This window comes from Natronomonas sp., from assembly GCF_046710025.1.
Lineage (GTDB): Archaea > Halobacteriota > Halobacteria > Halobacteriales > Haloarculaceae > Natronomonas.
Genome location: NZ_JBKEGK010000010.1, coordinates 1 through 16707 on the forward strand (window position 1 = coordinate 1; position 16707 = coordinate 16707).

Here is a 16707-nt window from a genome sequence, read left to right on the forward strand (position 1 = left end):
GTCGAAACCCCGCAGGACGCACACTCTTTGGTCGTTCCGCGCGGGTTCACGGCAACGAAGTGCGTTCCTTCACGTTCGCACTTGTATTCGAGCATCCGCAGAAACGTCCCCCACGCCGCACTTGCTCGGTTCCGCGAGTTGCCTGGTAGTTCGACCAACCCCTTCGCGTCCAACTCCTCCACGGCCACGAGGTCGTATTCTCGGGCGTAGTAGTTCGAGAGCTTGTGGAGGAAGTCGCGGCGCTTGTTCTTCAACTCGGCGTAACGTTCGGCCACAACTCGGCGCTGTTCCTCCCAATTCGCAGAGCCGTGTTCCTTCCGCGAGAGGTCACGCTGTGCGCGTTCCAACCGCTCGCGCTCGTCAAACAGGTCGAGTGACTCAACGGCGGTTCCGTCGGTGTCGTGGGCGTACTTGAGAATCCCTACGTCGATACCGACGCACCGCTCGGGAGTCTCCGGTTTCTCCGGCGGGTCGTCGGGAGTTTCGACGCCGAGGATGGCATACCACTTCCCAGTCGGTTCCTGCTTGATCGTGACGGTTTTGATGTCGGCGTCGTCGGGCAGGTCGCGGTGGAGGGTGAGCGGGATTTCTCCAAGTTTCGAGAGCCACAGTTTCGTCCGACCGCTCGTGTTCTTGAGCTTGAAGCCGGATTGACTGTAGGTGAAACTTCGGTACTCGCCCGGTGCCTTCCACTTGAGCGTCCCGACGCGGTAGCCGTTGTCTTTGTGTCCGCGAAGCGTCGAAAGGTTGTCGTACAGGCGTTGAACGACTTTCTGAAGAACCTTCGAGTGAACGCCTTTCAGGTCGTTCCACCACTTCTTGAGACTCGGCAAGAGCTTCTGTTCGCTGTATGCCGATGTGCCGTCGGTGCGGTTGAGTCGGTGGAGGAAGTGGTTGTAGACCTGTCTACAGGTATCGACAGTCCACGCTAACTGCTCTTTGAGCGCGTCGGACGGTCGGAGTCGATACCTGTAGTTGTAGTTCATCGAGTGGTGCTACTCGTCGGGGTCGGTGGTTCGAACGACTTTCACGTCCGCGCCACGCCATCGTTTCGGGACGAGGACGTGAGCGCCGTTTCCGGTGGCTTTGGCCGTCCCGTCGATGACTTCGTGGCCTTCGATTTCGTGTCTATCCATCACCTGTGTTTACACTATATTTCAACATAAAGGTGGCGGTGGGCCTGTGGGCCGAGCGCCGAGCGTGTTCGAGAACCGTGCGGCGCTGTATCCCCTCCTTACTCGCTCGCTCCACTCGCTCGTTGAGGAAGGGACCTTAGCGCCTCAATTCAGGTAAATACCACCCGACACCATTCCCCCGACGCCCATCGCGACGACCTCAACTGACCCGAGTTTCTCGGAACGGCTCCGTGTCAGTAGCGACCGAAGCGAACCCATGCCACCCCACTTTTCTGAGAGTCATTTATTAACATCTTCCCTTGAGCCGAGTATCAATTGGTGAAGAAATCTCGCTCTGTGTAGTCGCTGATCTGGATGAACGCGACCCTGATTGACTGCTGAATCCCCCCGTATTCACCTCGTTCGCTGAAACCTGTCGCTTGCTGAAGATTCCAACAAACCCGAACAAACGGACGCCCCTCCGCGATGCTTATAAAACGTCCCACTCCAGCACGACGCCCGAATCGACGCGCTCGACGTCTTCGAGCGACAGTTCCGGGAACTCCGAGACGAACCCCTCGCCGTCGGCGAGCGTCGGCGCGTCCCGGCCGCCGATCACGGTGTTGCCGACGTAGACACTCAGTTCGTCGACGAGGCCTGCCTCGAACAACGAGAAAATCAACTCGCCGCCTCCCTCGACGAGCAGGCAATCGATCCCCGACGATTCGAGGCCATCGAAGGCTTCGGGGAGGTCGACCCGCTCTCCACCGGCCACGACAAGGGTCGCGCTGGCGTCCCGTAACGCCGCCCGCCGGGACTCTGGGGCCGCCTCGCTCGTCAGCACGTACGTCTCCGGTTTGCCATCCAGTATCGCGGCGTCGGTGGGCGTTCGACACGTCGAGTCGACGACGACGCGGGCGGGCGGCGACGCGTCGGCTCCCCGGAGCGACTCCCGGTGGGACTCGTCGTGGCGAACAAGCGAGGGGTCGTCCGCGAGCGTCGTGCCGACGCCAACGACGACGGCGTCGGCTTCGGCGCGAAGTCGGTCGACCCGGGCGAAGTCGGCCTCGCCGCTGATCGCGAACTGTTCGCGCCGCCGCGAGGAGAGTTTGCCGTCGGCGCTGGTGGCGGCATTGATCGTGACGTGCATATCACTTGTCGGGGCCGCCGCCGTCAAAACGGTTGGCGGTTCAGCGGCCGCCGTCTTCGCCGTCGCCGGCCTCGCCGTCGTTCTCGGCGTCCCCGGAACCGCGCGGCAATTCGCCACTGGCGCGCATCGCTCCCCGCCGGAGGATGCCTCGCATCGTCCGGGCCTCGCGACCGGTCGGGTGCGCTCGTGCGAGGAGCCGGCGGAACAGCCGTTCGGTCTTCGGGACCTTCTCGTCGGGGTGGCCGATGTCGTGAAGGTACTCCGAGAACGTCGCGTAGAGTCCCTCGATCTCGTGTTCGTCAGCGCGTTCGTGGGACTTCGGTGGGTGTTGGGTCTCCGAGACCGCCAACTCACGGAGCTCATAGAGGACGACCGTCGCCGCCTGCGCGAGGTTCAAGACGGGATACTCCCCGCTTGCGGGGATTGAGCAGATCCGATCCAACGCGGCGAGTTCGTCGTTCGTCAGCCCGACCCGCTCGCGCCCGAAGACGATACAGACATCCGCGTCGAGCCCTTCGAGCTCCCCTGGAAGCTCGGCCGGCTCGATGAACGGATAACGGACGTGCTTTCGGGCGTCTTGGTTCGTCGTCGCCGTGCAAGCGACCGTGTAGAAGTGGTCCGTGAGGTACTCGAAATCGACTTCGGTGGCGTTCGGGAGGACGTCCTCGCGGGCGTGGCCGGCGAATCCGTAGGCCTCCCCGTCAGGGTCAAGTTCGGGCGGGTCGACGAGATATAGCTCTGAGAGCCCGAAATTCTTCATCGAGCGCGCGATAGAACCGATGTTGCCCGGGGTTTCGGCATCGACGACGGCGACGACGATGTCGACCATTACACGCTGGTTCGGCCCGAGAATTTATAAGAGCGTCTGTCTGACGGCCGTCGTGTCGCCGGCTTCGGCAGGTCTCGTTGGGTCCTGCCGGTCTAACCGAAGTGACTATTTGTTGTCAGCTTGATCGGCAACGCGGTCCATCGCGAGGTTGGCCACGCCCGCCGCGGCCAGGCCGATTCCGAGCGCGCGGATCTTTCGGACGTACGCCGGCTTCGCTTGGAGTTCCTCGGTGTTCTCGAAGTTCTTTCCGATCATCTTCGTGACAAATTTGACGCTCAACTGTGGGACGAACGCGCTCACGAGTCCCTGGCCGATCGCCATTAGGGCACCGACGTTTCGGAACTTATCGCAGTTCATACACGTATAAATAGGGCTCGCGCACGCATTAATACCGGGGTGAATCCCAGTTTCGTGGACGCGCCCGGCCCTTCGACGGCCCGACGCAGACTTACATTTCGAACGTACGTCCGGCGGCGTCACCAGACTGTCGGCGTGTGCTCGAAGGTGAGGCCGCCAACTGTCCTCGGTGGAGGCCCGACGTTGGCGAACATCTTCTGGAACGTCCCACGGTACTCGTCCTCGGAGAGTCGCTCCCCCGGCTAGAGTTCGATCGTAGGTCGACCCCCCGGTTGACGGCGCGGTCGTCAAAAACTGATACTGTCACCGCCCCCCCCCCGGCCGCGAACCAGCACTCAACGAACACCGTTGGCATATAAACAACGCCACGCCGAAGACCCGGTAGTCGGCCCCGAATCGTGGTCAACCTTGGGGAGATCGGTGGGGTAAAACCCGCCCTGTGGATCCATCGTGTCGACGCAATACGGCTTCTCGGCGAGCCTGTCGCGCGTGTAGCCCGAGCAACCGCGTCGCAGTCGGCATCCGCCGCTGACCCGGCCGCGTGGTAGTACGCTGTGTTACGAGAGCCCCTGACAGCCAGACAGTGCGACGGCCGCCGTTGATCCGAGCCCACACGCCACCCCCACCGTGAGAGTCCGGCCGCCTGGGTCGCGTCGCCTCGGGTCACCGATCGCTGATCGCCCCTCGACCGTCGTGACTGTACCGGCCGGTGATCGCGCCGCCGACCGCGCCGCCGACTGCACCCGTGCCGACGAGCAAAATCATGCTCGCAGCGAGGGACGCGACGGGACCCCCGAGGAGGCCGAGACCGAACCCGCGCGCCCACGGACCGAGAACGACACCAGCCGGGATAGCCGGAAGGATCGGGGATAACGTATAGAGGGCTGCCCCGAGGAGGCCGAGGATCCCGCCCATGAGTGCGCCTGCACTCAAACCGTCTCGCGGGCCGGATCGAAGAAGGCTGCCAGCGACGATACCGCCGAGCAGCGGCGCAATAAAAGAGACGAACGGCAGCGCGCCTGCAACGATGGAGACGACCGCGCCGAGGGCCGAACTGCGGCCCATTGCTTGGAGTGCCATGCGGGGGAGACATCGCGGAGATATAAAATAGGATAGGGGCATGACGGAACCTGGCCGACGGTCCGGATCGGCACGTCGATTGCACACATAGGGTCGTCTTGGGGCGTTCGGTCCGTCGCCGTCGATCGGTGAGTCCGCCACTTGGTCGTCACGACGTTCCGGTATCGGTCGGCTTTAGCGACAAGCGCCCCAACCGGAGATATGCGAACAGTCGACGCCGCTGGATTGCCGATCGGCGACGAGTACCCGCCCCGGATCATGGGCGTATTGAACGTCTCGAAGGAATCCCCGTACGACCCGAGCGTCTTCGACGACCCGGGCGAAGCCGCCGCCTACGTGGACGAGGAGTTGATCAGCGAGGGCGCGGACATCGTGGATGTCGGGCTCGAATCCGCCAACAAGCGCTTCGAGGTGCTGTCAGCCGAGGGGGAACTCGACCGCCTCGAGACGGCCGTTCAGACGCTCGAGTCGACCTCCGGTGACGCGGTCTGGTCGATCGAGACCCGCTATCACGAGGTCGCCGAGGCTGCTCTTGACGCCGGCTTCGACATGGTTAACGATATCTGTGGGTTCGCCGATCCGGAGATGCCGTCGGTGTGTGCGGAGTACGATGTCGCGGTTTCGAAGATGGCGTCGCCGCCGGATCTCGAACGACCCGGGGCGATCGAAGATGTCGACGACATCTACGACGCGCTTGAGCGGAACGGCTTCACAGAGAAGACGATCGTCGACCCCGCATTCGGCGGGTGGTCCGAGGCTAAGACGACCGACGACGACCGCGAGACGTTCGACCGCCTCCGAGAGTTCCGCGGCCACGGGCGGCCGATTCTCGTCTCGATCAACCGAAAGAACTTCCTCCGAGAGGTCGCCGGGCGGGACACCGAAGGAGCGCTTCCGGTCTCGCTTGCGGCGACGTCGATGGCTGTCGAGCGAGGCGCTCACATCGTCAGGACTCACGACGTCGCAGAGACGCGGGACGCGGCGCTTGTCGGCTACGAGTTCCGGCGGGAGCGGCCCCGCGACCCAGATCACGGCGTTGCGGAACTCGACGTGACGAACGACCGGGAGTTCAGCCGCCATCTTGGCCGAATAGGGGCTGACACCGGCTACGAGGGCGCCACCCCCTCGGTGAGCACCCATGTCGTCGAGTTCCGGCTCCCCGAACCCTCGGCGGCGGCCATCGCACAGGCGGCCCGCGATGTCGGCCTCGACGCCTACCGGGGTGACGGATTGCTCCTCGCCGGAACTGCCGCCGAGTTCGAGTCTCTACACGCCAAAATCGAGGGCGGGCCCGCCCCGGCCGTTGCGGCGGTACGGAGTGCCTACGATGGTTTGGGGGGCGTCTGACGCGTGGCGAACGGGTGGCTCACGGTACAAGAAAGCTTATGCCAGATGCACCGGAATGATCGACCGGAAGCCCGAAGAGCACATCCGGGTAGGGGTACCTTGGTGCGCTTCGGGCTCAGTCTTTATATACGGTAGTGGCGATGCTGTACACCGACTGGGAACCCATCTACGCCGCGATACTCGCCGACTTCGGCTACGACCAGGCAGGCGACGAGCGCGCCCGCGACCTGCTGGCTGCCCTCGTCTCCGAGGCCGATACGCTCGGACTCGCTGACATCGAATTCGACGGCACGGTTGCAGTCTGTGGCGCGGGGCCAACGCTGTCCGAGGAGTTGGCCCTCGCGGAGCGGGCCGACAGCGTGGTGGCCGCCTCGACGGCCGCCGACACCTGTCTTGACGCCGGGATCGCTGTCGACTGCATGGTAACCGACCTCGATAAGAACCCCGAGACCGCGAGAAATCTTACCAGGGAGGGTGTCCCCGTCGCCGCACACGCCCACGGCGATAACCTCGCCGCGATCGAACGCTGCGTCCCGGAGTTCACCCTCACCTCCGTTCTCCCAACGACGCAGGCGGCCCCGAAGCCCCCCGTGTGCAACCCCGGCGGTTTCACCGACGGCGACCGTGCGGCCTTTCTCGCCGACGCCCGCGGGGCCGATCGACTCGTCTTTCCCGGATGGGAATTTGACGACCCTACCGTCTCCCCTGAAAAAGCGAAAAAACTGCGGTGGGCCGAGCGCCTGCTCGCGCTCCTCGAGGAGCGCCGCGGGGAACGTTTCGCGGTCCTCGACGGACGCCGTGACGACATCGATTTTCCTTGGACCGACGCGTGATACGCCCTTCTCAAGGCGCCTGTCGGAGGGTGCTGTCGCAGGCGCTGGAATTGCGTCAAAACCGCGTTTGAGTCGCGTCAGAATCAACTCGGAGTTGCATCAGACCCCCATCGGAGCCAAGCCGGGATTGGCTCGGGGCATACCACCGGTTGACGTGCCTGGACGCGCTCGGCTTGGATCAACCATCGTTATGCCGACGCGACCGCTACATCGCGTATGGGTTTTCACACGTTCGATCCGGACCGCGCCGACCGCCTCGACGACGCATCGCGGTATCGGTGGTGCTCTAGTGAGGAACTGCTCTCGCTTCTATCGCCCGGCCCCGCAGAGGCGATCGCGGACCTCGGAAGCGGGACCGGTTTTTATACGAACCTCGTCGCCCCCCACGCCGGGACCGTCCACGCTGTTGACGTTCAGGCGGAGATGCACGAACGCTACGCTGAAAAGGGCCTTCCGGACAACGTCCGGACCGTCACCGCCCCAATCGACGGGTTACCGTTCGAGGACGACGCGCTCGACGGCGCGTTCACCACCATGACGTACCACGAGTTCTCCGGTGCCGAGGCGATCGAGGAGATCGCTCGCGTCCTCGCCCCCGGCGGTCGGATCGTCGTCGTCGATTGGACCCGCGACGGCCGCGGCGCGGACGGTCCCCCGCTCGAGGAGCGTCACGGCCTCGGACACGCCGTGTCGGCGTTCAGCGAGGGCGGGTTTGCCGTCGATCACGCCGTTTCGAGAACTGAGACGTTCGTCTGCCGGGCGCGGCTGAACGACTGAGGAACACGGCCGAACGACCGACGTTCACGACGCCCACAGCGGGGCGAAGGCCCTACCCGTGCAGGACGGACCGAATCTCGTCGAGGTCGACCTGTTCGGCGACGAGCGCGACCTGGTCGCCGGGTTCGATCTCCGTCTGCGGGAGCGGGATCGTCATCGGTTCTCGGCGGCGGCCGTGTGCGTACACCCGGGCATCGCCCGGCAGGTCGATGTCGACGACACGGCGGCCGACGGCCGGCGACCCCTCCGGAATGTCGAGACTCGTTGCGGTGAGGTGTTCGGTGAGGTCCCCGAGAACGTTCAGATCGCCGCCCAGAAGCGCCGTCTTCGCCCCCGCTGCGCCCATCCGCTCGGGATAGACGACCTCGTCAACGTCGGCGGCGTACTTTCGATATATTTCCTCGCGGTAGTCCTCGTCGATCCGAAGCACCGTTCGGCAGTCGTGGCCGTTGGCGATCATGCAGGCCGTGAAGTTGACGTTCAGATCGCCGGTGAGCGCCGCGAGCGCGTCTGTGTCGCCGAGGCCGACCTCGTCTAGAACCCGCTCGTCTTCGCCGTCACCCTCGACGATCTCGTGGCCGGCGTCCGCAGCCGTTCGTGCTTTGTCTTCTTCGGACTCGACGATCACGACATCGTGGCCCTCCGTCGAAAGGATGTCCGCTGTCCGAGCCCCGACGCGGCCATACCCGACTATGACAATCTTCATGCGCCGTGGTATGCGACGCCACGACAAAAAGGTGTATGTCGACGGCCTCGGGCGGTCAGCTTCGACCAACGACGCGCGTCTGTTCGTGCTCCGGAAAGACCTCGGCGACCGCGTCGGCGCCCCACCGAGTCTCGATCAGCGCGCGGAGTTCGGTCTCGTAGTCGCCCTTCTTGATCGACTCGCTGGGGCCGGACTCGACGGTCAGATGCGTTTCGACGAGGCGATCGACCGCTCCCCGACCGAACCCCGACAGCGGGGCGACGTAATCGACGCCGTGTCGATCCTCGAGGCTCTGGGCGACCGCCCGCGAGATCGTCGGGACGCGGTCGTCCCGGCGGGTCCCGTCAGCGACAACGTCGTACTCGTCGGCGACGGCTTCGAGAGCCGCCTCGTGGACCGCTTGGATGCCGGCCCGCGGGAACCCGTCCTCGCGCATCCGGTCGGTCGCCTTCATCGCGACCTCCTCGGACAGTTCGATACGTTCGAAGGGGAACCCGAGCGCCCGCGCGGCGTCGCGGGCGTGCGTCCAGTCGTCGGTGATGCCGAAGTTGGCGGTCACGAGCGTGACATCGTAGAACTCCTCCAACAGGAGCGCCGACAACGAGGAGTCCTTCCCGGCGCTGAACAGCAGTCCACACTCCATTACCGACGCTGGATGTCGAAGCTCTTCGATTCAGGCTTCATCTCTTGGAGCAGTTCCTTCATTTTCTCCTCGTCGATCTTTCCGTTCAGTCGGCCGCTCTGCGCCAGGGCGACGATCTGCTGTTCGACCTTCTCGCCGAACTCCGGCTTCGACATCTGGACCGTGTTGAGCCGCTTTCTCGCCCCGTCAGTCAGCGCCTTCCGAAGCATCGCTTTCTTTTGAGCCTCTGCCTGTTGCCGTTGGGCATCTGCGGCCTCGGCCTCTCCGCCACCCTGTCGCTCTTTTAGCTGTTCCATCTTCTCCTCGCGGAGTTCCTGTAGTTCCTCGTCAGTGGGATCGCCGCTCATATCATTCTATTATTGTTGCGGGCACAAAAACGGTTGCCACTCCGACCAACGGCCGCGACTACTCGTCGTCTCCAGTTTCCGTTTCGCCATCGCCCTCATCGTCGGGAACAACGTCGACGCCCGCGACGTGATCGGCCTCGTCGAGGCGCATCACGACGACGCCCTTTGTATTCCGGCTGACCGCCGACACCTCGCCGACGTGGGTGCGCATGATCTGGCCCGACTCGCTCATGATGACGAGACCGTCGCCGCCGGAGACGGTGTTGATCGAGCAGACGGGGCCGTTCCGCTCGTCGGTCTTGATGTCGATGAGACCCTTGCCGTACCTCGACTGGCAACGGTACTCCGACAGCGGTGTCCGCTTGCCGTAGCCGTTCTTCGTCACCGTCAGGAGGTGGCGGTCGTCGTCGGCCGCGGCCGCGACGAGGCCGGCGACCCGGTCGTCCCCCTCGAGGTCAATACCGTTGACGCCGCGGGCCGACCGGCCCATCGGCCGGGCGTCGTCCTCGGAAAATCGGATCGTCATCCCCTCGCGGGTGCCGAGCAGGAGGTCGCCGTCACCGGCGGTGACCTCCACATCGACGAGTGAGTCCTCGGGTTCGAGTGTGAGCGCGCGGATGCCGCCCGAGTGGACGTTCTCGAACGCCGAGACCGCCGTTCGCTTGACGTAGCCACCTCTGGTCGCCATCGCGAGGTATCCTTCGTCGATGTCATCGGTGTTGACGACCGCGGTGATCTCTTCGCCGTCGTCAAGATCGATGATGTTGACCGCCGAGGTGCCGCGGGCGGTCCGACCCATCTCCGGTAGCTCGAACACCTTCAGGCGGTACACCTGCCCTTGGTTGGTGAAACAGAGCAGGTAATCGTGCGTCGAGGCGGTGAAAATGGTCGAGATTCGGTCGCCCTCCTTCGGGCGCGAACCGATGATCCCCTTGCCGCCGCGGTGTTGGGGGTCAAACTCCGATATCGGCATCCGCTTGACGTAGTCCGCCTCCGAGACCGCGACGACGACCTCTTCCTCGGCAATGAGGTCCTCGCGCGTGACGGACCCGGCGTCCTCGATGATCCCCGTCCGACGCTCGTCGTCGTAGGACGACTTCACCTCTTCGAGTTCGTCTTTTATAACCCCGAGCAGCTCGCTCTCGTTGTTCAGGATCGTCTCAAGCCGTTCGATCTCGGCCTGAACGTCTTGGTACTCCGACTCGATTTCGCCGGCCTCCATCGATGTGAGTGACCCGAGTTGCATCCGGACGATGTGCTCTGCCTGGGCCGCCGAGAGATCGTACGCCTCGCGAAGCCCCGCCATCGCCGCGTCGCGATCCTCGCTCTCGCGGACGAGTTCGACGACGTTTTCGACGTTGTCGAGGGCAGTGAGCCGCCCTTCGAGGATGTGGGCTCGGTCCTCGGCCTCGTCGAGTTCGAACTGCGAGCGGCGGCGGACGACCGCACGCCGATGATCGACGAACGCCTCGAGGAGTTCCTTCAGGTTCAGTATCCGGGGCTGGTCGTCGACCAGCGCGAGTGAGATGACCGAGAAGGTGTTCTCAAGGTGGTGTTCGAGCAGCTGGTTCCGCACCACGTCGGCGTTTGCACCGCGCTTGCACTCGACGACGACGCGGACGCCGTTTCTGTCGGACTCGTCGCGGATGTCACGAATCCCCTCGATCTTGCCCTCCTGGACGTCCTCGGCGATGCGTTCGATCCGCCGAGCCTTGTTCTGCTGGTACGGAAGTTCGGTGACGACGATCCGGTCGCTCCCTGTCTCGTCGTATTCGGTTTCCATCTCCGCCCGAACCCGGAGCCGCCCGCGGCCCTCGGTGTAGGCGTCCCACAGCCCCTCGCGATTGACGATGTTCGCTCCGGTCGGGAAGTCCGGGCCTTTTATATAGCCGTCCGAATCCGGCGTGTCGATCAACTCGGCCACCGAGCACTCGGGGGTGTCGATGACGTGGATCGCGGCGTCGACCACCTCTCCGAGGTTGTGCGGTGGAATGTTCGTCGACATCCCGACCGCGATCCCCGAGGCGCCGTTGACGAGCAGGTTCGGGATCGCCGCCGGTAACACCGCGGGCTCGGTCAGCCGGTCGTCGTAGTTCGGCTCGAAGTCGACCGTGTTCGCTTCGATGTCAGCGAGCAACTCCTCGGCGATGGGAGCCATTCGTGCCTCGGTGTACCGCATCGCGGCGGGCGGATCGCCGTCGACGGAGCCGAAGTTCCCTTGACCGTCGACGAGGGGGTACCGCAACGAGAAGTCCTGTGCCATCCGCGCGAGGGCATCGTAGATTGCCGAGTCACCGTGGGGGTGATAGTTCCCCATCGTGTCGCCAACGATCGAGGAGGATTTCCGGTGGCCCGACCGGGGCGTGACGCCCATCTCTTCCATCGCGTAGAGGATGCGCCGCTGTACGGGCTTGAGGCCGTCGCGGGCGTCGGGCAGCGCGCGCCCGACGATGACGCTCATCGCGTAATCGATGTAGGACTGTTCCATCTCGTCCTCGATGCGGACGGGCTCTATCTTGTCGGCCGGCTCGTCCGGCGCGTCTGGCACGTCGGAGCTCATATGTCGATCCACTCCGCCTCCTCGGCGTGGTCCTTGATGAACTGCTTTCGCGGCCCGACGGCATCACCCATCAACACGCTGAACATCCGATCAGCCGCTGCCGCGTCCTCGACGGTGATCCGCTTGAGGATCCGGTTGTCGGGGTCCATCGTCGTCTCCCAGAGCTGTTCGGGGTTCATCTCTCCGAGCCCTTTAAATCGCTGGACTTGATCCGGGTCCCCGTCACAGACATCCGCGACGACCTCCTCGCGTTCGGCCTCCGTCATCGCATCGTAGGTCTCGCCCCCGTATCGGATCCGGTACAGTGGCGGCTGGGCGGCGTAGACATAGCCCGCCTCGATGAGCGGCGTCATGTGCCGATAGAAGAACGTCAACAGTAGAGTCCTGATGTGGGCGCCGTCGACGTCCGCGTCACACAGAAGAATAACCTTGTGATACCGCGAGTCTTCGATGTCGAATTCGTCGCCGATCCCGGTCCCGATCGCCGTAATCAAGTTCCGGATCTCGTTGTTCTCGAGGATACGGTCAAGACGGTGTTTCTCGACGTTCAGTATCTTCCCGCGGATCGGGAGTATCGCTTGGAACTCCGGGTTTCGGCCCTGTTTTGCGCTCCCGCCGGCGCTGTCGCCTTCGGTAATGAACAGTTCGGCATCCTCGGGGTTTCGCTCCCGGCAGTCGGCGAGCTTTCCCGGCAGGGACGTCGATTCGAGCGCCGATTTCCGGCGCGTCAGCTCCTCGGCCTTCTTCGCCGCCTTGCGGGCTTTCGCCGCCTCGACGGCCTTCGAAACGATCGCTTCGGCGGTATCCGGGTGCTCCTCAAGATACGTCGCGAGTTCCTCGTGGACGGCCCCCTCGACGATCCCCCGGACCTCGCTGTTGCCGAGTTTCGTCTTCGTCTGCCCCTCGAACTGCGGGTCAGGGTGTTTGATGGAGATGACGGCGGTCAGCCCCTCGCGGATGTCATCTCCTTTGAGCGTGCCGTCGAGATCCGAGAGCAGATTGTTCGAGGTGGCGTAGTCGTTTATGACGCGGGTGAGCGCGGTTTTGAAGCCCGTTAGGTGCGTCCCGCCCTCGCGGGTGTTGATGTTGTTCGCGAAGGCGTGGATCGACCCCTGAACGCCGGCCGTCGCCTGCATTGCGATCTCGACGTGAATGTCGTTAGCATCGTCCTCAACGTAGACGACGTCGTCGTGAAGAACGTCCCGCGTCTCGTTGAGGTAGGCGACGAACTCTCGGATGCCTCCTTCGTACTCGAACACCGATTCTGCGTCCTCGTCGGCCCGCTCGTCCCGGATGGCGATCTCGACGCCGGGGTTTAGAAAGGCAAGTTCCCGGAGCCGCGACTCCAGCGTCGAGTACTCGAAGTCGGTCGTCTCGAAGATCTCGTCGTCAGGCCAAAAACGGATCTCGGTGCCGGTCTCCTCGCCCGGTTTCATATCGCGAACCCGTTTTATATTCTCATCGGGTTCGCCGTGATCGAAGCGGTGGCGCCAGACCGCACCGTCGCGTTTGATCTCCACCTCGAGCCACTTCGAGAGCGCGTTGACGACCGAGACACCGACGCCGTGGAGGCCGCCGGAGACCTGATAGGACTTGCTGTCGAACTTGCCGCCTGCGTGAAGAACGGTCATGATGACCTCCACTGCCGGGCGTTCGTACTCCTCGTGGGTATCGACAGGGATCCCGCGCCCGTCGTCGGTGATGGCCACCGACCCGTCCTCGTTGATGCGAACCTCAATGGTGTCGCAGTGCCCGGCTAACGCCTCATCAATGGAGTTATCGACGACCTCGTAGACGAGATGATGGAGGCCGCGTCCGTCCGTCGAGCCGATGTACATCGCCGGACGTTTCTGGACGGCTTCTAACCCTTCCAGCACCTGTATCTGTCCGGCGCTGTATTCACTATCCTGAGACATCTGATACTATATATCCTTATATCGCGGTGGGTATAAACTCCTCGCACGCGCGCGGGAGAAACAACCTGCCTATCCCAGGGCTTAAATACGTCCTCGAGTCGCCCCGGTATAAATGACGACTGATCCGATCCCGGACCTCCCGACCGCGAGACGCTCGCGCTGGCTTGCGAGGAGACCCGAACGATATTTAATTGCCAGGTCGCCCGCATACAGGAGATCGACACCAAGGCCGTCAAAATCCTGAAAACGAACCTGTTCTTGCTCGGGACCGTCGTCACCGGTGCGACGGTACTCGTCCAGACGCGCTTCGACGTAGCGGTGTTTTTCAACGTCTTTACCGTCGTCGGCGTCGCGTTGCTCTTCGCGTTGACGGCGTCACCTACACCGCGTCGAACCGCCACGACGGTGTTGACGCCGACGCCATCGAACGCTCCGTTGCCGAGGGCAGCGATGGGGACGTGAAGTACCCCGCACACGGTGACGCGCGGAACTCGCGCTGTGTTCCGTTTAGAGACCCGGTTGCTCAGGAACTGCGGCCGCTGGATCGAGTACAACCCCGGTGATCGCCGTCACACCCTTATTCCTATGCTCGCCGTGGGTGCTTCACTTCCACCGCGGTCCCGACGGGGTTTTACGTTCCGGGGAGTTTATCTGCCAGTAGATGACTTCGTATCAGTCGGAACTCGGCGAGGGTAGCGGCGCGGTCGCCGAGGAGCTCGCCGAGAACCAGCGCTCCATCTCCATCGCCGAGTTCTTTGAGAAGAACAAGCAGATGCTCGGCTTCGACAGCGACGCGAAGGCGCTCGTCACCGCCGTCAAGGAGGCGGTCGACAACGCCCTCGACGCCACCGAGGAAGCCGAGATCCTGCCCGATATCTACGTTGAGATCGAGGAGGTCGGCGGCTACTATCGGCTCGTCGTTGAGGACAACGGCCCCGGGATCACGAGAGAACAGGTTCCGAAGGTGTTCGGCAAACTGCTGTACGGGTCCCGTTTTCACGCCCGCAAACAGTCGCGTGGCCAGCAAGGAATCGGTATTTCGGCGGCTGTACTGTACGCTCAGCTCACGTCCGGCAAACCAGCGAAGGTCACATCTAAGACCGAAAACGGCGGCAGCGCGCGCTACTTCGAGCTCACGATCGACACCGACACGAATGAACCGGAGATCGACGCCGACTCGGAGACGACGTGGGAGCGCCCTCACGGCACCCGGATCGAACTCGAGATGGAGGGGAACATGCGAGCGCGGAAACAGCTCCACAACTACATCAAGTACACCGCGGTCGTCAACCCCCACGCCAGAATCGAGTTCCACGAGCCCGACGGCTCGTTCAAATCCGAGCGCGCGACCGACGAGTTGCCGCCGGAGACTGCGGAGATCAGGCCACATCCTCACGGCGTCGAACTCGGCACGCTGTTGAAGATGCTTGACTCGACGGAGTCGTACTCACTGTCGGGGTTTCTCCAGGGCGAGTTCACCCGCGTCGGGGCCAAAACCGCCGGGAGCGTCCTCGACAATTTCCGTGACAGACACTTTGGCCGGGCGGCCGCCTGGCGGCCGCCGGGTTCGGCCGCCGACGTTGAGTCGGCCGTCGAGGGCGCCGTCGCGAACAAAACGGCGTCCGCCACGGCGGCGTTCGCCGAACGGATCGCCGACGACGTTGACGGGCGCGAATGGGTCGCGTACTGTGAACTCGCCGGACTCGTCGACGGATGCGCCGACGAGATTGAAACGGAGTTCGACGAAACGTTCGGCTCGACGGTCCGGGAGAACGCCGTCGACGCCGCGTGGAAGCAGATCACCGCCGGCCGATCCGCGGACTGCTATCGCCTCGTCGACGGGGCGACGACGAGCCGCAAGGACGACACGGCGGTCGATGGGCTCGCAGGACGGTTGGCGGACAAATTCGACGATCAAGCTGACGCCCGCAACCGGATCACCAGAGCCGAACTCAGGGAGTTCGTCGACCGGGCCGCCGACGCGACCGAAGAATACGACGGCGCGACCTTCGGAGAGACGGCCCGCGAAAACGTCGTCGACGCGATCTGGGCGCAGGCGGTGACCGTCGATGAGGAGCCGCCGAAAGTTCGATCCGTGGCCGACACCCGCGACACCGCCGCTCGGCTGCTTGAGGCGATGCGCGAGACGGATATCCTTTCGCCGCCGACGGACTGTCTGGCGCCGATCTCCGAGGAACTCGTCCTCGCCGGGTTGCGCAAGGAGTACGACGCCGACTTCTACACCGCCGTGACGCGCGACGCGGCGGTCCACGGCGGCGACCCATTCGTCGTTGAAGTCGGGATCGCCTACGGCGGCGAAATCGAAGATGGATCCGCCGAAGTGCTCCGCTTTGCGAACCGGGTTCCGCTCGTTTACCAGCGCGGAGCGTGCGCGACCGTCGACGTCTTAAAGAACGTCAACTGGCGTAACTACGGCCTCGATCAACCCGGCGGGTCCGGCATGCCGGGCGGGTCGGCGGTGATCATGATCCACGTTGCCTCGACGAGCGTTCCATTTACGAGCGAGTCGAAGGACGCCGTCGCGAACATCCCCGAGATCGAAGACGAACTCAGACTCGCGCTCCAGGAGGCCGGCCGTGGCCTCCAGTCGCATCTTAAAAAACAGCGCTCCCTGGAGAAGCGGCGGCGCAAGCAGGATGTCATCGCAGACATCCTCCCGGAGATGGCCGAGAAGCTCTCGGACGTGACGGGGCGTGAGTCGCTTGACGTCGAGGACTCGCTGGCTCGGATCATGAACAACGTCCTCGTCGAACGGTCGGTCAACGGTTCGAGTGTCAAGCTGTCGGTCCACAACCACGGCGGCACGAACGTCGCCCCGGAGATCACGGAGATCGTCACGAGCGATCCCGGCGATCCCGATGGAGCGACAGTCGTCGAGATGGACGGCGAGTGGTTCCTGAAGTGGTCGCCGACGGTCGAAAGCGGTGCGAGCGCGACGCTAGAGTACGGAATCGACGACGACGACACGAGTTTTGACGTCTCCGTCGACGGCGTCGAAGCCGAAAAACTCAGCATTAACGCCTAAC

The 16707-nt window shown here is 63.8% G+C and carries 16 protein-coding genes; 5 read left to right on the plus strand and 11 right to left on the minus strand.

What is annotated here, in order from left to right; all coding sequences use genetic code 11:
• The 6 genes from ACI944_RS01490 to ACI944_RS01515 form a co-directional block, all read right to left on the minus strand.
• Window positions 1–986 (minus strand): RNA-guided endonuclease InsQ/TnpB family protein (locus ACI944_RS01490; RefSeq protein WP_411717295.1); only part of this gene is annotated, 986 nt, incomplete at its 3' end.
• Between the two features lie 9 nt (window positions 987–995).
• On the minus strand, window positions 996–1136 hold the full coding sequence (locus tag ACI944_RS01495; protein ID WP_132061153.1) for a DUF2080 family transposase-associated protein: 141 nt from the start codon (window positions 1134–1136) through the stop codon (window positions 996–998).
• 469 nt (window positions 1137–1605) lie between these two features.
• The gene (locus ACI944_RS01500; protein WP_411717296.1) at window positions 1606–2265 is read right to left on the minus strand and encodes a 2,5-diamino-6-(ribosylamino)-4(3H)-pyrimidinone 5'-phosphate reductase; all 660 of its coding nucleotides are present in this window, start codon (window positions 2263–2265) and stop codon (window positions 1606–1608) included.
• A 40-nt stretch (window positions 2266–2305) separates the two neighbouring features.
• Window positions 2306–3094 (minus strand): RNA methyltransferase, encoded by a 789-nt coding sequence (locus tag ACI944_RS01505; protein ID WP_411717297.1) that lies wholly within the window; start codon window positions 3092–3094, stop codon window positions 2306–2308.
• Window positions 3095–3199: 105 nt separating this feature from the next.
• Window positions 3200–3451, minus strand: coding sequence for a hypothetical protein (locus tag ACI944_RS01510; RefSeq protein WP_411717298.1), 252 nt, complete (start codon window positions 3449–3451; stop codon window positions 3200–3202).
• A 663-nt stretch (window positions 3452–4114) separates the two neighbouring features.
• A complete protein-coding gene (locus ACI944_RS01515; RefSeq protein WP_411717299.1) occupies window positions 4115–4531 on the minus strand; it encodes a DUF5518 domain-containing protein in 417 nt (138 codons plus the stop codon).
• 201 nt (window positions 4532–4732) lie between these two features.
• On the opposite strand from ACI944_RS01515, the gene folP reads away from it, so the two are divergent.
• The 3 genes from folP to ACI944_RS01530 all read left to right on the plus strand — a co-directional run bounded on the left by folP (window position 4733) and on the right by ACI944_RS01530 (window position 7488).
• Entirely contained in the window at window positions 4733–5878 is a 1146-nt protein-coding gene (gene folP / locus ACI944_RS01520; protein WP_411717300.1) for a dihydropteroate synthase, read from the plus strand.
• Window positions 5879–6018: 140 nt separating this feature from the next.
• Window positions 6019–6711, plus strand: a complete 693-nt coding sequence (locus ACI944_RS01525) for a 6-hydroxymethylpterin diphosphokinase MptE-like protein (RefSeq protein WP_411717320.1) — start codon at window positions 6019–6021, stop codon at window positions 6709–6711.
• A gap of 216 nt (window positions 6712–6927) precedes the next feature.
• A complete protein-coding gene (locus ACI944_RS01530) occupies window positions 6928–7488 on the plus strand; it encodes a class I SAM-dependent methyltransferase (RefSeq protein ID WP_411717301.1) in 561 nt (186 codons plus the stop codon).
• 52 nt (window positions 7489–7540) lie between these two features.
• Here the strand turns inward: ACI944_RS01530 and ACI944_RS01535 are convergent, their stop codons facing one another.
• From ACI944_RS01535 to gyrB, 5 genes are read right to left on the minus strand one after another with little or no spacing between them, the layout of a single operon-like run.
• Complete coding sequence (locus tag ACI944_RS01535; RefSeq protein WP_411717302.1) at window positions 7541–8194, minus strand: potassium channel family protein; 654 nt, start codon at window positions 8192–8194, stop codon at window positions 7541–7543.
• A gap of 55 nt (window positions 8195–8249) precedes the next feature.
• Entirely contained in the window at window positions 8250–8837 is a 588-nt protein-coding gene (locus ACI944_RS01540; protein ID WP_411717304.1) for an alpha hydrolase, read from the minus strand.
• Window positions 8837–9184: a DNA-binding protein gene (locus tag ACI944_RS01545; RefSeq protein ID WP_411717305.1), complete on the minus strand. Its 348-nt coding sequence runs from the start codon at window positions 9182–9184 to the stop codon at window positions 8837–8839. The genes ACI944_RS01540 and ACI944_RS01545 overlap by 1 nt, the downstream gene beginning before the upstream one ends.
• Before the next feature lie 58 nt (window positions 9185–9242).
• Complete coding sequence (gene gyrA / locus ACI944_RS01550) at window positions 9243–11744, minus strand: DNA gyrase subunit A (protein ID WP_411717306.1); 2502 nt, start codon at window positions 11742–11744, stop codon at window positions 9243–9245.
• Window positions 11741–13660 (minus strand): DNA topoisomerase (ATP-hydrolyzing) subunit B, encoded by a 1920-nt coding sequence (gene gyrB / locus ACI944_RS01555; protein ID WP_411717307.1) that lies wholly within the window; start codon window positions 13658–13660, stop codon window positions 11741–11743. The genes gyrA and gyrB overlap by 4 nt, the downstream gene beginning before the upstream one ends.
• Window positions 13661–13918: 258 nt before the next feature.
• Between gyrB and ACI944_RS01560 the strand changes: the two genes are divergently transcribed.
• Together ACI944_RS01560 and ACI944_RS01565 are read left to right on the plus strand one after the other, a co-directional pair.
• Window positions 13919–14122 carry a hypothetical protein gene (locus ACI944_RS01560; RefSeq protein ID WP_411717308.1) on the plus strand — a complete coding sequence of 68 codons (204 nt, stop codon included), beginning with the start codon at window positions 13919–13921 and terminating at the stop codon, window positions 14120–14122.
• Between the two features lie 199 nt (window positions 14123–14321).
• The gene (locus ACI944_RS01565; RefSeq protein WP_411717309.1) at window positions 14322–16706 is read left to right on the plus strand and encodes a DNA topoisomerase VI subunit B; all 2385 of its coding nucleotides are present in this window, start codon (window positions 14322–14324) and stop codon (window positions 16704–16706) included.
• Window position 16707: the final 1 nt, after the last annotated feature.